At 60.4% G+C, this 20,201-nt stretch carries 20 protein-coding genes; 12 read left to right on the top strand and 8 right to left on the bottom strand.

Annotated features, from left to right (window positions below):
- Nucleotides 1-53 precede the first annotated feature (53 nt).
- Both amn and LAB08_RS26720 read left to right on the top strand, forming a co-directional pair.
- Entirely contained in the window at nucleotides 54-1,553 is a 1,500-nt protein-coding gene (amn, locus tag LAB08_RS26725; protein WP_172901646.1) for an AMP nucleosidase, read from the top strand.
- A 71-nt stretch (nucleotides 1,554-1,624) separates the two neighbouring features.
- On the top strand, nucleotides 1,625-2,260 hold the full coding sequence (locus LAB08_RS26720) for a pseudouridine synthase (RefSeq protein ID WP_096514934.1): 636 nt from the start codon (nucleotides 1,625-1,627) through the stop codon (nucleotides 2,258-2,260).
- Here the strand turns inward: LAB08_RS26720 and LAB08_RS26715 are convergent.
- Both LAB08_RS26715 and LAB08_RS26710 read right to left on the bottom strand, forming a co-directional pair.
- Nucleotides 2,255-2,464: a DUF2788 domain-containing protein gene (locus tag LAB08_RS26715; protein WP_046815823.1), complete on the bottom strand. Its 210-nt coding sequence runs from the start codon at nucleotides 2,462-2,464 to the stop codon at nucleotides 2,255-2,257. The two genes, LAB08_RS26720 and LAB08_RS26715, sit on opposite strands and share 6 nt — an antisense overlap.
- Before the next feature lie 212 nt (nucleotides 2,465-2,676).
- Nucleotides 2,677-3,156, bottom strand: coding sequence for an Lrp/AsnC family transcriptional regulator (locus tag LAB08_RS26710; protein ID WP_007937367.1), 480 nt, complete (start codon nucleotides 3,154-3,156; stop codon nucleotides 2,677-2,679).
- Nucleotides 3,157-3,591: 435 nt separating this feature from the next.
- Here LAB08_RS26710 and LAB08_RS26705 point away from each other — a divergent pair, with 435 nt between their 5' ends.
- Nucleotides 3,592-4,656: a DUF6515 family protein gene (locus tag LAB08_RS26705; RefSeq protein ID WP_096514936.1), complete on the top strand. Its 1,065-nt coding sequence runs from the start codon at nucleotides 3,592-3,594 to the stop codon at nucleotides 4,654-4,656.
- Here LAB08_RS26705 and LAB08_RS26700 read toward each other — a convergent pair.
- Both LAB08_RS26700 and pmcY read right to left on the bottom strand, forming a co-directional pair.
- Nucleotides 4,641-5,546: a cation diffusion facilitator family transporter gene (locus tag LAB08_RS26700; protein ID WP_096514938.1), complete on the bottom strand. Its 906-nt coding sequence runs from the start codon at nucleotides 5,544-5,546 to the stop codon at nucleotides 4,641-4,643. The two genes, LAB08_RS26705 and LAB08_RS26700, sit on opposite strands and share 16 nt — an antisense overlap.
- 23 nt (nucleotides 5,547-5,569) lie before the next feature.
- Nucleotides 5,570-5,989, bottom strand: coding sequence for a periplasmic Zn2+ metallochaperone PmcY (pmcY, locus tag LAB08_RS26695; RefSeq protein ID WP_096514940.1), 420 nt, complete (start codon nucleotides 5,987-5,989; stop codon nucleotides 5,570-5,572).
- 109 nt (nucleotides 5,990-6,098) lie between these two features.
- On the opposite strand from pmcY, the gene hrpB reads away from it, so the two are divergent.
- From hrpB to argE, 3 genes are all read left to right on the top strand, one after another.
- The gene (hrpB, locus tag LAB08_RS26690) at nucleotides 6,099-8,615 is read left to right on the top strand and encodes an ATP-dependent helicase HrpB (RefSeq protein ID WP_096514942.1); all 2,517 of its coding nucleotides are present in this window, start codon (nucleotides 6,099-6,101) and stop codon (nucleotides 8,613-8,615) included.
- 232 nt (nucleotides 8,616-8,847) lie between these two features.
- Complete coding sequence (locus LAB08_RS26685; protein ID WP_096514944.1) at nucleotides 8,848-9,525, top strand: DUF1028 domain-containing protein; 678 nt, start codon at nucleotides 8,848-8,850, stop codon at nucleotides 9,523-9,525.
- A complete protein-coding gene (gene argE, locus LAB08_RS26680; protein ID WP_096514946.1) occupies nucleotides 9,518-10,690 on the top strand; it encodes an acetylornithine deacetylase in 1,173 nt (390 codons plus the stop codon). Before LAB08_RS26685 ends, argE begins: the two co-directional genes overlap by 8 nt.
- 107 nt (nucleotides 10,691-10,797) lie before the next feature.
- Here argE and LAB08_RS26675 read toward each other — a convergent pair whose 3' ends face one another.
- On the bottom strand, nucleotides 10,798-11,709 hold the full coding sequence (locus LAB08_RS26675; protein WP_096514948.1) for a LysR family transcriptional regulator: 912 nt from the start codon (nucleotides 11,707-11,709) through the stop codon (nucleotides 10,798-10,800).
- Nucleotides 11,710-12,084: 375 nt separating this feature from the next.
- Between LAB08_RS26675 and LAB08_RS26670 the strand changes: the two genes are divergently transcribed.
- From LAB08_RS26670 to LAB08_RS26660, 3 genes are all read left to right on the top strand, one after another.
- Nucleotides 12,085-13,140 (top strand): ABC transporter substrate-binding protein, encoded by a 1,056-nt coding sequence (locus LAB08_RS26670; RefSeq protein ID WP_096514950.1) that lies wholly within the window; start codon nucleotides 12,085-12,087, stop codon nucleotides 13,138-13,140.
- Between the two features lie 345 nt (nucleotides 13,141-13,485).
- The gene (locus LAB08_RS26665) at nucleotides 13,486-14,766 is read left to right on the top strand and encodes a flavin-containing monooxygenase (protein ID WP_254007491.1); all 1,281 of its coding nucleotides are present in this window, start codon (nucleotides 13,486-13,488) and stop codon (nucleotides 14,764-14,766) included.
- Nucleotides 14,767-14,803: 37 nt separating this feature from the next.
- Nucleotides 14,804-15,238, top strand: coding sequence for a RidA family protein (locus LAB08_RS26660; protein ID WP_096514954.1), 435 nt, complete (start codon nucleotides 14,804-14,806; stop codon nucleotides 15,236-15,238).
- 99 nt (nucleotides 15,239-15,337) lie between these two features.
- On the opposite strand, the gene LAB08_RS26655 is transcribed toward LAB08_RS26660, so the two are convergent.
- Both LAB08_RS26655 and LAB08_RS26650 read right to left on the bottom strand, forming a co-directional pair.
- Nucleotides 15,338-16,417, bottom strand: a complete 1,080-nt coding sequence (locus tag LAB08_RS26655) for an endonuclease/exonuclease/phosphatase family protein (protein WP_096514956.1) — start codon at nucleotides 16,415-16,417, stop codon at nucleotides 15,338-15,340.
- 66 nt (nucleotides 16,418-16,483) lie between these two features.
- Nucleotides 16,484-17,158 (bottom strand): YciC family protein, encoded by a 675-nt coding sequence (locus LAB08_RS26650; protein WP_096514958.1) that lies wholly within the window; start codon nucleotides 17,156-17,158, stop codon nucleotides 16,484-16,486.
- A gap of 179 nt (nucleotides 17,159-17,337) precedes the next feature.
- Here LAB08_RS26650 and LAB08_RS26645 point away from each other — a divergent pair, with 179 nt between their 5' ends.
- The 3 genes from LAB08_RS26645 to LAB08_RS26635 all read left to right on the top strand — a co-directional run bounded on the left by LAB08_RS26645 (nucleotide 17,338) and on the right by LAB08_RS26635 (nucleotide 19,502).
- Entirely contained in the window at nucleotides 17,338-18,132 is a 795-nt protein-coding gene (locus LAB08_RS26645; RefSeq protein ID WP_096514960.1) for a DUF2076 domain-containing protein, read from the top strand.
- Nucleotides 18,133-18,388: 256 nt separating this feature from the next.
- Nucleotides 18,389-18,868, top strand: coding sequence for an NYN domain-containing protein (locus LAB08_RS26640; RefSeq protein ID WP_096514962.1), 480 nt, complete (start codon nucleotides 18,389-18,391; stop codon nucleotides 18,866-18,868).
- 22 nt (nucleotides 18,869-18,890) lie between these two features.
- A complete protein-coding gene (locus LAB08_RS26635) occupies nucleotides 18,891-19,502 on the top strand; it encodes a 3'-5' exonuclease (protein ID WP_096514964.1) in 612 nt (203 codons plus the stop codon).
- A gap of 125 nt (nucleotides 19,503-19,627) precedes the next feature.
- Here the strand turns inward: LAB08_RS26635 and LAB08_RS26630 are convergent, their stop codons facing one another.
- Nucleotides 19,628-20,086 carry an Lrp/AsnC family transcriptional regulator gene (locus LAB08_RS26630; protein WP_096514966.1) on the bottom strand — a complete coding sequence of 153 codons (459 nt, stop codon included), beginning with the start codon at nucleotides 20,084-20,086 and terminating at the stop codon, nucleotides 19,628-19,630.
- Nucleotides 20,087-20,201: the final 115 nt, after the last annotated feature.

Below are 20,201 nucleotides of genomic sequence, written 5' to 3'. Positions count from 1 at the left end.
ATTGATCTGTGGTGATCCAGTAACTGTTCCCGTGAAGCAACGATGCAGGCAAGATGAAGCTCTGCAAGTCAGAACACAGGATGCTGATCGTGACCGAAGCTTTTATTGTCGTTCAAACCGCCGAGCAAGCCGTGGACCGGCTTGCGCTCTTGCACCATCGTGCAACCACTGCGTTGAGTCAGGCGCTCAAACGCTATCTCAAGGATCGTGTCGAGCCAGACGCCGAGCAGCGGGCGATGTTTCGTTATCCCGAACTGCGCCTGACCTATCACTGCCAGGGCGAAGTCCCGCAGACCACCCGTGCCTACGCCAAGGTCCAGTTGCCGGGCACCTACAGCGTCACCGTCACTCATCCCTCGGCTTTCCGTAAGTACCTGCTGGAACAGTTGGTGCCGCTGATGCACGACTTCACCGTGACCGTGGAAGTCGGTGTCAGTGAGCAGAACATTCCTTATCCGTACGTGGTCGAGCAGGGCGATGAGCTGGCCGGCTCCGGCGTCACCGCCGCCGTGCTGGCGCGGGTATTCCCCAGTACCGACCTGTCGGCAGCGAGCGACGGCATTGCCGATGGCCTCTACGATTGGGAAAACACCGATCCGCTGCCGCTGGCGCTTTTCGACGCGGCACGGGTGGATTTCTCCCTGCGCCGGTTGGTGCATTACACCGGCAGCGACTGGCGCCATGTACAGCCGTGGATCCTGCTGACCAACTATCACCGTTACGTCGACCAGTTCATCGTCCATGGCCTGGAGCAGTTGCGCAGCGACCCGCGTTTCGTGCGCATGGTGTTGCCGGGCAACGTGATCATTGAAAAGGGCATGGATCACGGCGAGGCCTCGGCGATCGCCGCCGGTGTGGTCTGGCACCGTTACCAGATGCCGGCCTATCACCTGATCGCCAGCGACGGTCACGGCGTGACGCTGGTGAACATCGGCGTGGGTCCGTCCAACGCCAAGAACATCACCGATCACCTGGCGGTGCTGCGTCCGCATTGCTGGCTGATGATCGGCCACTGCGGCGGTTTGCGTCAGTCGCAGACCATCGGCGACTACGTGCTGGCTCACGCTTACATGCGCCGCGACGGGATTCTCGACCGGGTGGTGCCACCCAACATTCCGATCCCGGCCCTGGCCGAGGTGCAGCTTGCGCTTCAGCAGGCGGCGGCCAATATTACCGGCGAGAAGGGCGACGAACTGAAGAAGCGCCTGCGCACCGGCACCGTGTTGACCTACGATGACCGTAACTGGGAACTGCGCTGGGCCCAGGAACGTCCGTTGATCAATCTGTCCCGTGCGGTGGCGGTGGACATGGAAAGTGGCACCATCGCCGCGCAAGGTTATCGCTTGCGGGTGCCTTACGGCACATTGCTCTGTGTATCGGACAAACCGCTGCACAGTGAAATCAAGTTGCCGGGTTCGGCCAACGCCTTCTATGAGCGCGCGGTCAGCCAGCACTTGAAAATCGGCATTGAAGCGGTGGACCTGTTGCGCACCGAACTCAACTCGCTGCACTCGCGCAAACTGCGCAGTTTCGACGAGCCGCCGTTCCGCTAACGGTTGTCATGGTCATTTGATGGTCAGGCCACTAGCATAGTGAGCCCTGACCGTTAGATGCGCCCTTTGCCATGTCCCGTCCCCAACGTCCCGTTTCCCGCCATCCTGGTGCGAAGCCTGCTTCTTCAGCCCCCCGCCGTGTCGCCAAGGCGCCACCGGCCGAGCCGAAGCTGATCCTGTTCAACAAGCCGTTCGATGTGCTGACGCAATTCAGCGACGGTGAAGGGCGTGCGACGCTCAAGGACTTCATCGAGATTCCCGGAATTTATCCTGCAGGGCGACTGGACCGCGACAGCGAGGGATTGTTGCTGTTGACCAATGATGGCCAGCTCCAGGCACGAATCGCCGACCCGAAACACAAACTGGCCAAGACTTATTGGGTACAAGTGGAAGGCGAGCCGAGCACCGAGCAGTTGCAGCGTTTGCGTGACGGTGTCGAATTGAATGACGGCATGACCTTGCCCGCCGAGGCGCGGCAACTGGAGGAGCCTGAGTTGTGGCCGCGCAATCCGCCGGTACGCTTTCGCAAAAGCGTGCCGACGAGCTGGCTGGAACTGGTGATTCGCGAAGGCCGAAATCGGCAGGTGCGGCGCATGACGGCGGCGGTCGGGCTGCCGACATTGCGGCTGGTGCGAGTCAGGATCGGCGACTGGACCCTCGAAGGGCTCGACCAGGGCCAGTGGAAGGAAGTGCCGGCGCGTTTATAACGTGCCGGTTTCGATCAGGCCGATCACCACGCTTTTGATCACAAATGCAGCGACACCCAGCCCGAGCACGAAGAACAGGATGAAGGAACCAAAGCGGCCGGCCTTGGACTTCTTCGCCAGATCCCAGACGATGAAACCCATGAAAATGATCAGGATGCTGACCAGTCCGGTCATCATCCACTCTTCGAATACTGCAGGATCCATCGGACATCTCCAGCGCGGGCGGGGCTAAAAGGGCGCTGGAGTATAAGGCATGGAGGGTGCTTGAAGTGCTGGCCTGCGGCGGTGTGTCGCAGCTATTCGTCGCTTGTGCTGGCCTCTTCGCTGGCAAGCCGGCTCCTACAGGTTCTGCGTCAGCCGCAATATGGCGATCAACACAAAACCCTGTAGGAGCTGGCTTGCCAGCGAAGGCGTCGTCAGCTACGAAGATGAGTCAAAGGAAGCTCGGTGCTGTTCAACACCTGGTTCAACACAAAACTCGAGCGCACACTGGTCACCCCCTCAATCCGCGTCAGGTGCCCCAGCAGCAGCTTCTGATAGTGGTCCATGTCCGGCACCACGACCTTGAGCTGATAGTCGGCATCCATCCCGGTCACCAGGCTGCACTCCAGCACTTGCGGCAAGGTGCGAATGGCGGCTTCGAAGTTTTCGAAACGCTCCGGGGTGTGTCGATCCATGCCGATCAGCACATAGGCGGTCAGGCTCAGGCCGAGCATTTTGCGGTCGAGCAGTGCGACCTGGCGGGAAATGTAGCCGTCGTCTTCCAGCTGCTTGACCCGACGCGAGCAGGGTGAAGGCGACAGGCCGATACGTTCGGCCAGCTCCTGATTGGAGATGCGCGCATCGCGCTGCAATTCAGCCAAAATGCTCAGGTCGTAACGGTCGAGTTTGCTCATCAAACGGTCCCTTGTCGTATCTATTGCGGAAGATTATCTATCCAGGGTTAAAAATTGCGCAAGTAATGTTTATTTGAGCAATCTTCGCAATCCTCTGCCGGCCCTCCGAGCCTATTCTTATCACCAGAATCACTGCTCGGACAAACAGTCCAGTGCGGCTCGCCCAAACAGGCCAGCTGCGGTCGCCACCCCTACAGGGGATGTGCCGGCCCCCGAGCTACACACTGTCCAGAAGACGGCGTGAGGTGAGCCGACGTCAAAAGCGTCGAGCACGGACGAAGTTCTCAAGGGGAGGCCGACGGGTCTCCCCTTTTTCTTGCCTGGAATTTGGTCTCGGCCCTCAATAAAAAAGTTGCGCGACTGATAACCTGTTGCAGAACCGGCCTTGGCTTTCCCAGTCTTACATACAGGCCCTAACCCGCAGTGAGGAAAAGCATGAAGTCGCGCATCTGGCGTTTGGCCGGTGTTGGTTTGCTGTGTGTCAGTGTCACTGCGCAATCGCTGGCCGATGAGCCGCAGAACCGGGGCCCCGAAGGCGGGCAGCACGGGGAGCATCAGGGCAACAATCAGGGCCATGGCGGCAATAATCAGCCGCACCCACAGAATAATGGCCAGCAACAAAACCAGCCGCACCAGCAGAACAACGACATCATTCGTGGCGACAACAGCCGCCAGTTCGAGCACAACGGCCAGCACCAGAACGGCGGCCAATGGCAGAGCCGTCCACAGCCCGATTTCAACAGCCCGGTTCGGCCGCCACCGCCACCGCCGCAACTGCCCGCCAATGACTTGCCGATCCAGGGCCGGCCAGACACCGTGCAACAGACTCAACAGCCACGGCGTGGTTACTATCAGGACGAGCCGCGACGCAACGATCCCAACCAGCACTGGAACGGTTATATAGGCGCCCCGACCAACGACAATCATTGGCAAGGTCGCCCGAGTGGGCATGGCAATGGCTGGGGCCCCGGCCCGCAGTATCGGCCGGGTCATGTGATCGAACGCTTCCCGGAACGCAACGATCGCGTGCCGTACCGCGGCATGGATTACTACTATTCCGGTGGGTATTGGTATCGCCCGTTGGGACCACGCTATGTGGTGGTCGAACCGCCACGCGGGATCCGTGTCCGTTATTTGCCGGACTATGCCGAACAGATTTTGATCGGCGGATCGGTGCTGTTTCTCGCGGCCGGTTCGTATTACGCCTGGCAGGAAAGCACTCAGGATTACGAAGTGGTCGAGCCACCGCTCGGCGCCATGCAGCCGCAACAGCCGCCACAACCGGCCAGCAACGGTTATGACGTGGTGGCGTATCCGGCCAACGGGCAATCGCAGGATCAGGTCAATCGGGATGGCTATGAGTGCTATCAATACGCGGTGCAGCAAAGTGGCTTCGATCCGCGCACCGCGACCTATCAACCGGACCCGTCGGTGGTCCAAACCTACCGCCAGGCACAGGGCAACTGCCTGAGCAGTCGCGGTTATCAAGTGAGTTTCTGAGCCCTGGCAGCGTTCACCACTTCCTGCGGGTCGGCGTGCACCAGCACTTCGGCCCGCGGATAAGCGGCGTGAATTGCATCGGCCGCTTGATCGCTGATGCCGTGGGCGACTGACAAGGTCAGTTCACCAGGCAATTCCAGGTGCAATTGTACGAACCACTGGTTGCCCGAAATCCGCGTGCGCAAGTCATGTGCACCTAAAACGCCCGGCACGCTGCAGGCCAGCTCCAGCATGTGCTGGCTGACATCCGGCGGCAGCTCTTCATCCATCAATACCGCAAAGCTCTCCCGGGCGATCTGCACCGCGCTCCAGAGGATGTAGGCGGCAATCCCCAGGCCGAACCAGGCATCGACCTGATGCCAGCCAAACCCGGCCAGCACCAGCGCCACCAGAATGCTGCCGTTGAGCAACATGTCCGAGCGGTAATGCAGGGAATCGGCGCGCACTGCATTGGAGCCGGTGGCCTTGACCACCCGATGCTGCAACATCAGCAGCGCGAGGGTCAGGCCCAGCGAGAACACAATCACCCCAATACTGATCCACGGCGCGCCCACCGGTTCCGGATGTTTGAGCCTATCGATGGCCTGCAACGCAATCAGCACCGCACTGCCACCGATGAACAGCGCCTGGGCCATGCCGGCCAGTGATTCCGCCTTGCCATGGCCGTAGCGATGATCGTCGTCGGCCGGACGCAGGGCGTAGTGCACGGCCAGCAGGTTGAGCAGCGAAGTCACGCCGTCGAGTGTCGAGTCGGTCAACCCGGCGAGCATGCTCACCGAACCGCTCAACCACCAGGCGATGGCTTTGGCGACGATCAGCGTGCAGGCCACCGCCACCGAGGCACGGGTCGCCAGCCGCAGCAGGCGGGCGTGTTCGGAGCTGGAGATCATAAGTGCGGCTTTTCCTTACGCGATTATGCGGCCGGTTGCAGGCCCAGCAAGGCCAGTTGCTGGGTGCTGCCCTTGTGCTGGATCAGGCGTGGATCGTCCAGCGGGAAGCTGCGGCCCAGTTCACGCTCCAGAATAGTCTGCAACTTGTGGTTATCGACTTTGCCGTCGGCACCGATGGCTTCCTTGAGTTTTTCCGGGGCCACTTGGGCGTGTTCGCCGGGTGCGAAGTAAATCGCGCCGGTGGCGAAGTCCACGGCAAACGCGATCAGGCCGGGGATGATGTAGAACAGCAGGCCCACGGCATCGAGCACGGCGATGGCGGGGTCGATCTTGCCGTCGATCTGACCGCGGCGATCGGGGTAGAAAATCGAACCGCACGCGGTGACCTGGGTCAGCAGGGTCGCGATCAATACACCGCCAATCAGGCGAAAGGGAACACGCATGGGAAATCTCCTTGGTCATCTCAGAACGAAGTGTCGTCGGTATGAATTAAGACCCTGACGAACGTCCACCAGTTCGCCGTTATACTCGCCGCTCTGCTTTGGAGCCAGTATGAATTCGTTGCCGATCGATGAAGTTTTACCCGCCCTGCGTGAAGCCCTCGCTACACGCCACGAAGCCGTGCTCGAAGCACCGCCCGGTGCCGGTAAAACCACCCGCGTGCCCCTGGCCTTGCTCGACGAGCCATGGCTGGCCGGGCAAACCATCCTGATGCTTGAACCGCGACGCCTGGCCGCGCGGGCGGCGGCGGAACGGTTGGCCAGTGAACTGGGGGAGAAGGTCGGCGAAACCGTGGGTTATCGCATTCGGCTGGACAGCAAGGTTGGCCCCGACACCCGGATCGAAGTCGTCACCGAAGGCATCCTTACCCGGCGCTTGCAGGACGACCCGGCGCTGGAAGGCGTAGGTCTGCTGATCTTCGACGAATTCCACGAACGTAGCCTCGACGCCGACCTGGCCTTGGCCCTGAGCCTGAATGGCCGGGAACTGTTTCGTGATGACCAGCCGCTGAAAATCCTGTTGATGTCGGCGACCCTGGAAGGCGAGCGCCTGGCCGGGTTGCTCGACGATGCGCCGATCCTGCGCAGCGAAGGCCGCATGTACCCGGTGGCGATGCGCTGGGGCCGGCCGTTTCAGGCGGGAGAATACATCGAGCCGCGACTGGTGCAGACCGTGCTCGAAGCCTTGAACGATGAAACCGGCAGCGTCCTGGTGTTCCTGCCGGGGCAGGCGGAAATCCGGCGCGTCCATCAGCAATTGGCCGACGCGCTGGGTGAGAACACGCAGGTTTTGCTCTGCCCGTTGCACGGTGAATTGGACCTGGCCGCGCAACGTGCGGCGATTGATCCGGCGCCGGATGGCAAACGCAAAGTGGTGCTGGCGACCAACATCGCCGAGACCAGCCTCACCATCAACGGTGTGCGGGTGGTGATCGACGCCGGGCTGGCGCGGGTGCCGCGTTTCGATCCCGGCAGCGGCATGACCCGTCTCGACACGCAACGGATTTCCAAGGCCAGCGCCACCCAGCGCGCGGGCCGTGCCGGGCGACTGGAGCCGGGCGTGTGTTATCGCTTGTGGTCGCAGGATCAGCACGAACAACTGGCGGCGTATGGCAGTGCGGAAATTCTCTCGGCAGACCTCGCGGGGCTGGCCTTGCAGCTCGGCCGCTGGGGTGTGACGCCCGGGCAGTTGGTCTGGCTCGATGTGCCGCCGACCGCCGCTTATGCACAGGCACAGGATCTGCTCGAACGCCTGGGCGCACTGGACGGCGAGGCATTGACCCGTCACGGCCAGGCCATGGCCGAACTGCCGGCGCATCCGCGCATCGCCCATTTGCTGTTGCGCGGGCAGGCGCTGGGGCTGGCGGACATGGCCTGCGACGTCGCGGCGCTGCTCGGCGAGCGCGATATCCTGCGCGGCGCCGGTGCGGATCTGCACAGCCGATTGGTGTTGTTATCGGGCGAAGAGCGGGCCGCACGCGGTGCCCAGGGCGGCGTGCAACGGGCCCGGCAACTGGCGCGGCAGTATCGCGGTTATCTGCGCGGCAAGGCGTCGGAACCTGTCGGCGATCCTGATCATCCACGCTGGCTCGGTGCGCTGCTGGCGCTGGCCTATCCCGACCGCGTCGCCCAGCAACGCCGTACCGGTGGCGCCGAGTATCGCCTGGCCAACGGACGCGCCGCGTTGTTCGCCGAAGCCGACAGCCTGATGAAACAGCCATGGCTGGTGATCGCTGACCTCGGCAGTCGTCAGGGCCAGCGTGAAGAACGAATTTATCTGGCGGCGGATTTCGATCCGGCGTTGTTCGACTCGGTGCTGGCCGAACAGGTGCGCTGCGTCGATCAGCTGGACTGGGACGAACGCGAAGGCGTGCTGCGCGCCGAGCGCCAGCGCAAGGTTGGCGAGTTGATCCTCAGCCGCGAACCGCTGACCGGCCTCGACGAAACCGCCCGCAGTCAGGCGCTGGTCAATCTGGTGCGACGCAAAGGTCTGGAGCTGTTGCCGTGGACCCCGGAGCTGCGCCAGTGGCAGGCGCGCGTCGCATTGCTGCGCCAGTTGGATCTGGCCGGCAAGGGCGAAAGCGAATGGCCGGATGTCAGCGACACTGCACTACTAAAAAACCTCGAACACTGGCTGATGCCGTACCTGGGGAAGGTCTCGCGACTCAGTCATTTCGCCAATCTCGACCTGTCGAGCATTGTCCACAACCTGCTGCCGTGGCCGCTGCCGCAGCGGCTCGACGAGCTGGCACCGCATCACTTGAGCGTGCCGTCCGGCTCATCGATTCGCCTGGACTACAGCGAGCAGCCGCCGATTCTGGCGGTGCGCTTGCAGGAGCTGTTCGGCCTGGCAGAAACCCCGCGCATCGCCGGTGGTCGGCAAGTGGTCAAGCTGCATCTGTTGTCGCCGGCGCGGCGGCCGGTGCAGGTGACACAGGACCTGGCAAACTTCTGGCGCAGCACTTACGCCGAGGTGAAAAAGGATCTGAAGGGCCGGTATCCGAAACACTATTGGCCTGATGACCCGTTGGTGGCTGAAGCCACCGCCCGCATCAAACCACGCAAATAACAAAAAACTGTAGGAGCGAGCTCTGCTCGCGATGGACGCCAACGATAACGCTGGAAACCTGACGCCCCGCGGCGTTCTCGGGTTCATCGCGAGCAGAGCTCGCTCCTACAGGTGCCCGGTCAGCACTGCCCAGTTTTTTCCTACCCCAAAGCCACAAAAAACCTGCTTTCTCCCTTTCCTGTGCATGAACAGAATACAAATCCGCACGCACAAGAAACCTAAGGAGTGAGCCATGACGTTCTCAATTATCGGGCGCTGCCCTGAAACCGGGCAGCTCGGTATTGCCATCAGCTCTTCAAGCATTGCAGTGGGTGCGCGTTGCCCTTGGGCGCGGGCGGGAGTCGGGGCGGTTTCCACGCAGAACATTACGTTGCCGGCTTTGGGGCCGCAGATACTGGATCTGTTGGAGCATCAGCATCTGGAGGCTGACGCGGCGCTGGACAAGGCACTCAACTCCAATGGCTGGAGTCAGTATCGGCAGGTCACAGTGATCGATGCGTCTGGCCGCATTGCCTGCTTCAGCGGCAAGGAGTCGCTGGGCGTGCACAACGCGGTGAAAGGCGAGCACTGTGCTGCGGCGGGTAATTTGCTCAGCGATGTGCGGGTGATTGAGGCCATGGTCGAGGCGTTCGAGGCCGAGCCTGGTCAATTGGCGGATCGTTTGCTGGCGGCCATGCATGCAGCGATGGCGGCCGGTGGCGAGGCGGGTCCTGTTCACTCCGCAGCACTCAAGGTGGTGGGCGATTACACATGGCCGATCATCGACTTGCGCGTCGACTGGGCCGACGAAGATCCCATCGGACAACTTGATGGACTCTGGCAGGCCTATCGACCGCAAATGCAGGACTACCTGACACGCGCGCTCGACCCGACAGCTGCGCCGAGCTATGGAGTGCCTGGGGATGAGTAATGCGTCCAGCCGCGAGCTTCTGGAGCGCCTCATTGCCTTCGCCACCGTCAGCCGCGACTCCAACCTCGAGCTGATCCGCTTCATCGAGGCGTACCTGGCGGGGCATGGCGTGCAGAGTGAGCTGTTCTACAACGAGGAGGGCACCAAGGCCAATCTGTTCGCCACCATCGGTCCGCTCAAATCAGGCGGAGTGGTGCTTTCCGGTCACACCGACGTGGTGCCGGTTGACGGTCAGGCCTGGACGGTTGATCCGTTCCACCTGACGGAAAAGGACGGACGTCTCTACGGCCGTGGTACAGCGGACATGAAAGGCTTCATCGCCTCGGTGCTCGCGGCGGTCCCTGTGTTTGTACGGCGCCCGCTTCTGGCACCGGTGCACCTGGCGTTTTCCTACGATGAAGAAGTGGGTTGCCTGGGTGTACGGCCGATGCTCGCCGAGTTGCAGAAGCGGCCACATAAACCCCGGCTGTGTTTGATCGGCGAACCGACCGAACTCAAACCAGTGCTGGGCCACAAGGGCAAATTGGCGATGCGCTGCGAGGTACGCGGTGCTGCTTGCCATTCCGCTTACGCGCCTTATGGGGTCAACGCAATCGAGTACGCCGCGCAGCTGATTGGCCGGCTCGGCGCAATCGGCGCGGAGCTTGCGCATCCTGATCACCACGACGAGCGCTTTGATCCTCCGTATTCGACGGTACAGACCGGTGTCATCAAGGGTGGCCGGGCGCTGAACATTGTTCCCGCTGAATGCGAGTTCGATTTTGAAGTGAGGGCGCTGCCGAGCTTCGATGCCCAAGAGGTGGCGAACCAGTTGCAGGTATTCGCCCAGGAACAGGTTCTGCCAAAGATGCGGGCGGTGCAACCTGACACGGATATCCGCTTGCGCCCGTTGAGTGCGTATCCCGGATTGGCCACCTCACCCGAAAGCGAAGCGGCGCGACTGCTGGCACACTTGAGCGGATCTTCGGCGTTTGGAACGGTCGCGTTCGGCACCGAGGGTGGACTGTTTGACGAGGCTGGCATACCCACGGTGGTCTGTGGCCCTGGCAGCATGGATCAAGGGCACAAACCCGATGAGTTCATCGCGCTGGATCAGTTGAATGGCTGTGATGCGATGCTGATTCGACTGGCTGACTATCTGTGTGCCGAAGCGGCGTATCTATGACTGTAGGAGCGAGCTTGCTCGCGATGGATTTGAAAACGCCGCGTTTAATCAGAAAACATGCGTAATCGTTAGCGACCATCGCGAGCAGGCTCGCTCCCACAACAGCATTACATAATCATCCGGCTCAACTGCTCGCGGCAAAAATCCACGAACAATTGTGCCGGCTTGGTCAGTTGGCTGCGTTTGAGGTGGGCGGACGCCAGTCCGGAGGTTGAGACCGGTTCCTTGATGTCGACGATGACCACTTTTTTCCCATCGTAAGTGCATTCCGAATGCGGGCGGGTCACCAGGATGGAGAACCCGAATCCCTGGCCCACCATGCCGCGTACCATCTCGATCGAAGGCGAACTGAATACGATGTTCGGCGTCAGGTCCAGTTCGTGGAACAGGCTGACGAAGTAGGTTCTGCTCGGTTGCACATCCAGGAGAATCATCGGCTCCCCGCACAGATCCCTGAGCGATACCTCTTTCTGGTCGGCGAAGCGATGACCTTCAGGCAGCAGGACGTAGGGCTTTTGCGGTGGCATCAGCGGTGTGGTTTGTATGGTGCTGTCGAGGCCGTGATCGTAGAGGAAGGCGACGTCGAAAGTGCCGGCGGTCAAGCCTTGAACCAGCTCCTGCTGCTCGCCGTCGCGCAGGCGAATGTCCACGCCCGGATACAGCTGGCGAAAGCCGGCGATCAGCTGTGGCAAATACAGCGGGGCCACCGTTTCGAAGCAACCGATGTCGATTTGTCCGGACACCGTATCGTTGTCCGCCAACGCATTCTGTTCAAACTCCCTGGCCATGCGCAGAAGCTCCTGCGCCTTGTGGTAGAAGCGCGTGCCGGTGGGCGTCAGGGAAACGCCCTGGGCATGGTGGCGGATGAACAGCTGGACGTTGAAAGACTCTTCCAGGCTTTTGATCGCTGTCGAGACCGATGGCTGCGCGATATAGAGCTGTCTCGAAGCTTCCGCCACACTGCCGGCTTCTACCGTTGTGACGAAGTACTTGAGTTGTCGCAATGTGTAGGAAGCCACACGCACCTCTTTATTGTTGTGTTCGCAGTGAAAGCCTGGATGGCCCAAGTCGCGCGAATGCTTGACTGAACCTTACCTTATGACGGTTGCGGACTGGGTAAGCGCTTGCCCAGTTTTTTCTTATACCCCGAGCATATTTTTAATAATTTTCCTCTGCGCACGGTTGACGCACTATCTCTGCATCCTCCGAAAAAACCCGACCACCCTGGCGGTCGAGCAGGAGGCGTAGCGTGTTCGACCTCTGGCCGCACACTTGAAGAGGGTGCGAATTAAAACAACAAAATGTCATCGCGCGGATGGATATGCGCACATTTACGGCCGCCTGGTCGTGACTGCCTCAGTAACTAATCACAATTAAAAAGTGAGGGCGCTTCTATGTTCAAATATTCATCTTCGAGCGTTAAAACGATCGCTGGTTTAACAGCGTTACTTGGGTTTACAGTGCCAGTCGTTGCGCATTCAGAAAGCCTTACGGTTATTTCGTTCGGTGGTGCCACCAAGGCAGCGCAAGAGGGTGCTTACTTCAAACCCTTTGAAAAAAGTGGTGCTGGCAAGGTGGTAGTCGGGGAATACAGCGGTGAACTTTCCAAAGTCAAGGCGATGGTCGATGTCGGCCAGGTCAGTTGGGATGTTGTCGAAGTTGAAAGTCCCGAGCTTCTGCGTGGATGTGAAGAAGGGTTGTTCGAGAAGCTGAACCCGGCGCTGATCGGAGAAGCTGGTAACTACCTGCCTGGCGCTGTCAGCGAGTGCGGCGTGGCCAGTTACGTATGGTCGATGGTGCTGGCCTACAACTCAGGCAAGGTTTCGGCGGCGCCAACGTCCTGGGCAGACATGTGGAACCTGCAGCAATTTCCTGGCAAGCGCGGCCTGCGCAAGGGCGCCAAATACACGCTGGAAGTGGCGCTGCTCGCCGATGGCGTCAAACAGGCAGACCTGTACAAAGTCCTGGGTACCAAGGAGGGCGTGGACCGGGCCTTCCACAAGCTTGACCAGATCAAGCCCTCTATCCAATGGTGGGAAGCCGGTGCCCAGCCGCCTCAATGGCTGGCAGCAGGCGACGTCGTCATGTCTGCCGCCTACAACGGCCGTATTGCTGTCGCGCAGAAGGAAGGTTCGAAACTGGCGATCTCGTGGAACGGTCACCTCTACGATCCTGATCACTGGGCCATCGTTCGCGGCAGTCCGAACAAGGCGCTGGCCGAACGCTTCATCGTGTTTGCCAGCCAGGCGAGCGGCCAGAAATCCTTCTCCAGCCAGATTCCCTACGGCCCGATCCGCAAGGATGTGCTGGCGCAGCTGCCAGCGGAGACCCTTTCCCAGCTACCCACGGCCCAGGCCAATCTGGCTGAAGGCCAGTTAGTGGATGCCACGTTCTGGGTCGATCACGGCGAAGAGCTTGAGGAGCGCTTCAACGCCTGGGCTGCACGCTAAGCCCTTGTGTGTCGGGGAACTGAGCTCGCTCCTTAAACTGTAGGAGCGAGCTTGCTCGCGAAAAACGCCCAGGCAACGCGTTCATTCTGGCAAAACGCGTAATTGTTGACGTCCATCGCGAGCAAGCTTGCTCCTACAGGGTTCGTGTCAATACATATTCAATAAGACAAATAGTTAGTTTTGTTGCCAGACAGTTTTTTTCTGGCTAACAACTATAAAAATCATATTTTCGCAATTTGCATTTACCACACAGAATAAAACCACCCCGCAAGCAAAGTTATAAGTGTGGAACTAACTAATAAAAGCAACTGATCTGTAGCGACTTGGCGCGCCAAAGTTGCCTCAATGAAGGACACAAGCATGACTGTTAACAAGATAGAAGTAGATACGCTTGTCGTCGGGGCCGGCCAGGCTGGCGTCGCCATGAGTGAGCACTTGAGCAAACTGGGTGTTCCCCACCTCGTTCTGGAGCGTAACCGCATCGCTGAAGCGTGGCGCACCGGACGCTGGGATTCGCTGGTTGCCAACGGCCCTGTCTGGCATGACCGCTTCCCCGGACTGGCGTTCGAAGACCTCGAGCCCGATGCCTTTGCCTCGAAAGATCGCGTAGCGGCGTATTTCGAAGCCTATGCCGAGAAATTCGAAGCACCGATTCGTACCGGTGTCGAAGTCAAGAAAGTGGTACGCAACGCCGATCGCCCGGGCTTCACCATCGAAACCTCCGAAGGGGTGATCGAGGCCAATCGCGTGGTGGCGGCCACCGGCCCTTTCCAGCGCCCGGTCATTCCCCCGATTGCCCCGAAAGACGACCGGATCACGCAAATTCATTCGGCTCAATATTTCAACCCGCAGCAACTGCCCGAGGGCGGCGTGCTGGTGATTGGTGCAGGCTCTTCCGGTGTTCAAATCGCTGATGAGCTCCAGCGCGCCGGTAAACAGGTCTATCTCTCTGTCGGCCAGCATGACCGTCCGCCTCGCGCCTATCGCAACCGTGACTTCTGCTGGTGGCTGGGGGTTCTGGGGCTCTGGGATGCTGAAGTCATGCAGCCGGGGCGTGAGCACGTCACCATCGCGGTCAGCGGTGCGCGCGGCGGGCAGACCGTCGATTTCCGGGCACTGGCCCAGCAAGGCGTCACGCTGGTGGGGCTGACCCGATCCTTCGACGACGGCGTGGTGACGTTCCAGCAGGATCTGGCGCAAAACGTCGCTGCCGGTGACGAAAACTATCTGTCGCTGCTGGATGCGGCGGACGCCTACGTAACGCGCAACGGTCTTGACCTTCCCGAAGAGCCCGAAGCCCGGTTCATGCTTCCCGACCCGGACTGCATCACCCATCCAATCCTTGAGCTGGATCTGGTCGAGGCGGGTATCACCTCGATCATTTGGGCCACCGGCTACGCCGTCGATTACAGCTGGCTGCAGGTCGATGCGTTTGACGATAAGGGCAAGCCGCGTCATCAGCGCGGTGTCTCGAGCGAGCCCGGTGTTTATTTCGTGGGCCTGCCGTGGCTGTCACGTCGCGGATCGAGCTTTATCTGGGGCGTCTGGCACGACGCCAAACATGTCGCCGGCCACATTGCCACGCAGCGCCAGTACCTGGAATACCGCGACCCGTCGCAGCGTTAAGAACCGATCATAAATCAAGCTTCAGGGGAGTCCGTTGATGCCTACTCACACTCGAATTCGCATGTTCAATACCAAAGACACGTATCCAAACCAATCTCTGGATAATGATCTTTGCCAAGCCGTACGGGCTGGCAACACCGTTTATGTACGGGGTCAGATCGGCACCGACTTCGAAGGAAACCTGGTGGGTCTTGGCGATCCGGCGGCCCAGGCCGAACAGGCGATGAAAAACGTCAAACAGCTGCTGGAGGAGGCGGGCAGCGATCTTTCGCATATCGTCAAAACCACCACCTACATCATCGACCCGCGTTACCGCGAGCCGGTTTACCAGGTGGTGGGCAAGTGGTTGAAGGGCGTTTTCCCGATCTCCACCGGACTGGTGATTTCCGGGCTTGGCCAACCGCAGTGGCTGATGGAAATCGATGTGATTGCGGTTATTCCTGATGACTGGAAATCGACGCAATCCCTGTAGGAGCAAAGCTTGCTCGCGATGACGTCGGCACATCCAACATCAATGCAGGCTGACACACCGCTATCGCGAGCAAGCATTGCTCCCACAGGTCAAATCAGGTCAAGGGGAGGGCGGGAGGAGGAACCGCGCAATCACCGGCAGGTGATCGGAAATACGCAAGGTATCGTCCTGCCTGACCATCGCCTCGACCCGCTTGAGGCGTGGGCTGTAAAACAGGTAGTCGACGGTGCGGTCCGGACCGTTCAGGCCCGGGTCGTTCGGGTAGTGGGTCAGCCAGCGGGCGCGGTCGATGCCGCTGGCTTCGTTGTTGGTGGGGATCATCGGGTACTTGTCCCACAGCACGTGCAGTGCGCTGTCGGCGGAGTAGGGCGTGCGCTGTTCGTTGGGCAGGCGCTGGTATTGCCCCAGCGGCAGCAGATTGAAATCACCGCCGATCAGCCACGGCGTCCCGCGGCTTTCGTATTTGTCCAGGACCTTGGCCACGGCCGAGATTTGCGTTTGCAGTGACTCGTCGGGTTGCGTCACGCGGTCCAGATGGGTGTTGAGCACGGCCAACTGACCGCCATCGCTCAATGGCAGGTAGGCGACCAGCAAGGCGTTTTTCGGTTGGAACTGGCGGCTGATCAGATTGCTCGGGGCGACTGGTAATTGCAGGCGCTGGGCATGCTCGATCTGGTAGCGGCTCAGGGTTGCCAATTGCCGGCCAACGCTGCCGAAGATATGCGGATCCGGGACAAAATCAGCTTTCCAGTCGAAGGCGTGGACGCTGCACGGATACAGATCGGCGACCCGTTCCTGCAGCAGTTTGAGCTGGTTCTGATAGGCGCTGGCCTTGGCACCGTCATCGAGTTCCTGCAACAGCACCACGTCGGGTTGTTCGTCGCGAATCACCCGCGCCACTTCATCGAGGCTGAAGGCCATGTCTTCGGGGGTAGGGGAGTCGTCGGCGCCGGCCGCCAGGTCATTCCAGAACACGTAGCGCTTGCCCGCCAGGTACTGGACGTTCCAGGTCATCACCTTCAGCGCCTGGCCGGGGGCCAGGGACGGCGCCCGGGTACTGCAACTGACCGGCAGCACTTCCCGGGCTTCGGGGCGCCAGGTCAGGCTGTAGATCATCACGCCGGTCAGCCCGGTCACAATCAGCAATCCCAGCACGGTGTAGCGCAGCAGTCGGGTCATGGCTCGGCTTATAGCGTTACGGAAATTGACCCCGAGCATACCCGACGGACGGGCGGTCGCCCAAGGTCAGAGTGGCCCGTCGATTTTTTCCGGCACATCGGTGATCAGCATGAACAGACGGAACAGCACCACGCTGGTGAACAGTTGCAGGAAACTGTGAGCACTGTCGATCAATAGCGAGATCACCGGGTTCTGCGGCTCGGGATACGCCGCCAGTGTTGCGCCCTTGAGCAGCCATAACGGCCCCATCACGCACAAAATGCACACCAGGATGCGCAGGAAGTGCCCGCGGGTCAGGCGCAGGCTTTCCTTCATGGCCGCCAGCGGCGCCAGGCCACGCAGCACCAGCAGGTACTCGCCGAAGGCCAGGGTCACCATCAGGTAGATACCCGGCAGGAAATACAGCGACAAGCCAAGCAAAATCAGCAGGGTATTGAGGGCGGTCAACAATGCGAAGCGCGGCCACAGGTAGGCGGATCGCGACAGCAGCTGGCGGTTGCTTGGCGTTTCGCCACGACTGCGGGCGTCGAGGAACAGAATCAGTGCAGCGGTGTACAGCGGATAAACCAGCAGGCCGACGATCACGCTGACGCCGGGGAAACTGTCCGGTTCGGTGGAGTGATCGACCACTTGTTGCAACAAGGCCTCGATAATGACCAGCGGCAGGCACAGTTGCACGATCTGGCCCAGATTGCGCTTGAAGAAGTACAGGGAGTCACGCAGTACGTCGAACGGATTCATCAGTCGGTATCGCAGGTTGGAAGCAGTGGCTCACTTTAACCGATGATGTGCAGGGGGGCGCAAACGTAAACGTTCGGTAAAGGTCATTGAAACAACTTGTTTCAGCCTCCATTAAGGTCGGGCACCTTATCCTTAAGTGGAAAAGGACAACGATTTCCCCGGCAATCTACGAGGTCGCCATGAACAGCGAAGAACAAACCCTGATCGATGGACTGTTTTCCCGGCTGCAACAGGCCGAAACGGAATCAGCCCCGCGCGACGCCCAGGCCGAGGCGCGGATCAAGGAACATCTGACCCGCCAGCCCGCGGCAGGTTATTTCATGACCCAGGCGATTCTGGTGCAAGAGGCGGCGATCAAGCGCCTCGATGAACAGAACACACAACTGAACCAGCAAATCCTGCAATTGCAGGCCGATCTGCAGCACGCCAGGGCACAGACAGCCGCTCCGGCTCCAGCTGCGCCGAGCAGCGGTGGTTTCCTGTCGAGCATTTTCGGTGGCGGTTCCCGTGATCCGCAGCCTGCGCCGAGCCAGAACGCACCGGTGTCGAGCGGTGGCGGCTGGCGTGAGCCGGGACGGTCTTCGTTCAATTCGCAGGCGCCCCAGCAGAACTTCGGTGCTCCACCGCAGCAAAACGTTCCTCAGCAAAACTACGCCCCGCAACAAGCGGCACCGATGGCGGGCAGCAGCTTCCTCGGCGGCGCGTTGAAAACCGCGGCGGGTGTGGCGGGTGGCGTGATGCTGGCCCAGGGCATCAGCAGCCTGTTCCATCACAATCAGCAGCCGCAGGAAATCGTCGAAGTCATCAAGGAAGAACCGGCCCAGGTCAATGACCAGGGCAACAATGGCTGGGGCGATGACCAACGCATGGCCGGTAACGATTCCTACGCTAATGACCGGGGTGGCTTTACAGACGCCGACTACAGCGATGACAGCTCATCGTTCTTTGGTGGCGACGACGATTCCTTCGTCTGATTGATTTTCACTGATCTGGGCGAGGGAGCAAGCTCCCGTTGGGTCGCGAAGCGACCCCAAGAGAATGGGACTGCTGCGCAGCCCAACGGGAGCAAGCTCCCTCGCCACAGATTGTCACTCGCCACAAGTTGCCATTCGTCCGGGGCACTCAGGTGCCTCGGGTCGATTTTTCGCGGAACACTCCTTCAGGCTGGCATACTGGGCGACTTTTCGGGCCCGGTGCCTGATCCTGCCTGCGCACCAAGGGGATGTTGCGGTGAAGAAAATCGCTGTGTTCGCCGATGTCCAAAACCTCTATTACACCGTGCGTCAGGCTTACGGTTGTCACTTCAACTATGCCGCGCTGTGGGCCGAGATCAGCAAGCAGGGGCAGATCGTCGAGGCCTACGCCTACGCCATCGATCGTGGCGACAGCAAACAGCAGCAGTTCCAGCAGATCCTGCGCAATCTCGGTTTCACCGTGAAGCTCAAGCCGTATATCCAGCGCAGCGACGGCTCGGCCAAGGGTGACTGGGACGTGGGCATCACCCTCGACATCATGGACGCGGCAGACCATGTCGACGAAGTGGTGCTGGCCTCGGGCGACGGTGATTTCGACATGTTGCTGGAGCGCATCATCAGCAAGCACGGCGTGCAGGCGGTGGCCTATGGCGTACCGGGCCTGACGGCCAACTCGCTGATCCGCGCCGCCAGCCGTTACGTACCGATCGAAGGCGCCTTGCTGCTCAAGAATTGATTTTTACGGAGTTGAAACAGGTTTGGAACGCATCGCAGTCATCGACTTTGAAACCACCGGGATCTCCCCGAGCAGCAGCTGTCGGGCCACGGAAATTGCCGTGGTGATTCTTGAACAGGGGCGCATCGTCGAGCGTTACCAGAGCCTGATGAACGCCGGCGTGCGCGTCCCGGCCTTCATCGAACAACTCACCGGCATCAGCAACGCCATGTTGCGCACGGCTCCCTCGGCGGAGCAGGTGATGAACGAAGTCAATGAGTTCGTCGGCACCACGCCGTTGCTGGCGCACAACGCCGCGTTCGACCAGAAGTTCTGGGATTTCGAGCTGGGACGGATCAAGCGCACCCGCCTGCAAAACTTTGCCTGCTCGCTGCTGCTGGCCCGTCGCCTGATGCCCGCGGCGCCGAACCACAAACTCGGCACCCTCACCACCTTCGCCAACCTGCCCCACACCGGCAAGGCCCACCGGGCCATGGCCGATGCGGAAATGGCCGCCAACCTGACGGCGCACCTGGCTGAAGAGTTGCGTCAGAAACACGGGCTGCGCGAGTTGTCCCATGATTTGCTGTGCAAGTTGCAGAAAGTGCCGGCGGCGAAGGTGGGTGAGCACCTCAAGCGCTATCGCGGGGTCTGACCGCGACACGATTCCCCTGTGGGAGCGAGCCTGCTCGCGAAAGCGGAGTGTCAGTCGACCTCAATGTTGAATGATCAATTGCCTTCGCGAGCAGGCTCGCTCGCACAGTGGATCACCTACAGCAATTAAATTGCCTTGCCATTCCCTTCCAACTGCCCCAACGGCACGCGCTTTTCTATCGCGCTCGACAACACGATCGACGTCTTGCTGAACCCAAACGTGGCGATTCGGTTGATCAAATCTTCAAGCTCCGGCATCGAGCCCACCGCCGCCTGCATGATAACGCAAGGATCACCGGTCACCCGATGGCATTCGGTCAGTTGCGGGATTTTGATCAGGTCGTCGTAGGCTTTCTGGTTGCCGTGCTGGTTCAGGCGCAGTTCGATGACGCATTGGATCGGCAGGCCGAGCTTGGCCATGTCGACCTTTGCCTGATAGCCGGTGATCACGCCGCTGGCTTCGAGCTTGGCCACGCGCTCAGCCACCGCAGGGGCGGAAAGATTGACCTTGCGCGCAAGATCCGCGTAGGACGCGCGACCGTTTTCCAGCAGGGCGCCGAGCAGCATGCGGTCGTACTTATCCATCGTGTGACTCCTGAATATGAGCGACTTTCGAAAGCACGGTATATAGCCCTGAACTCCGTGTTTTGAAAAGTGTACCGGCGCTTTAAACAGGTTTTGTAACTTATTTTCCAGCGCC

Origin of the sequence: Pseudomonas izuensis (genome assembly GCF_002356535.2) — a bacterium.
GTDB lineage: Bacteria > Pseudomonadota > Gammaproteobacteria > Pseudomonadales > Pseudomonadaceae > Aquipseudomonas > Aquipseudomonas izuensis.
The sequence above is the reverse complement of the archived record's forward strand: the minus strand, read 5'-3'. Positions and strand labels throughout refer to the sequence as shown.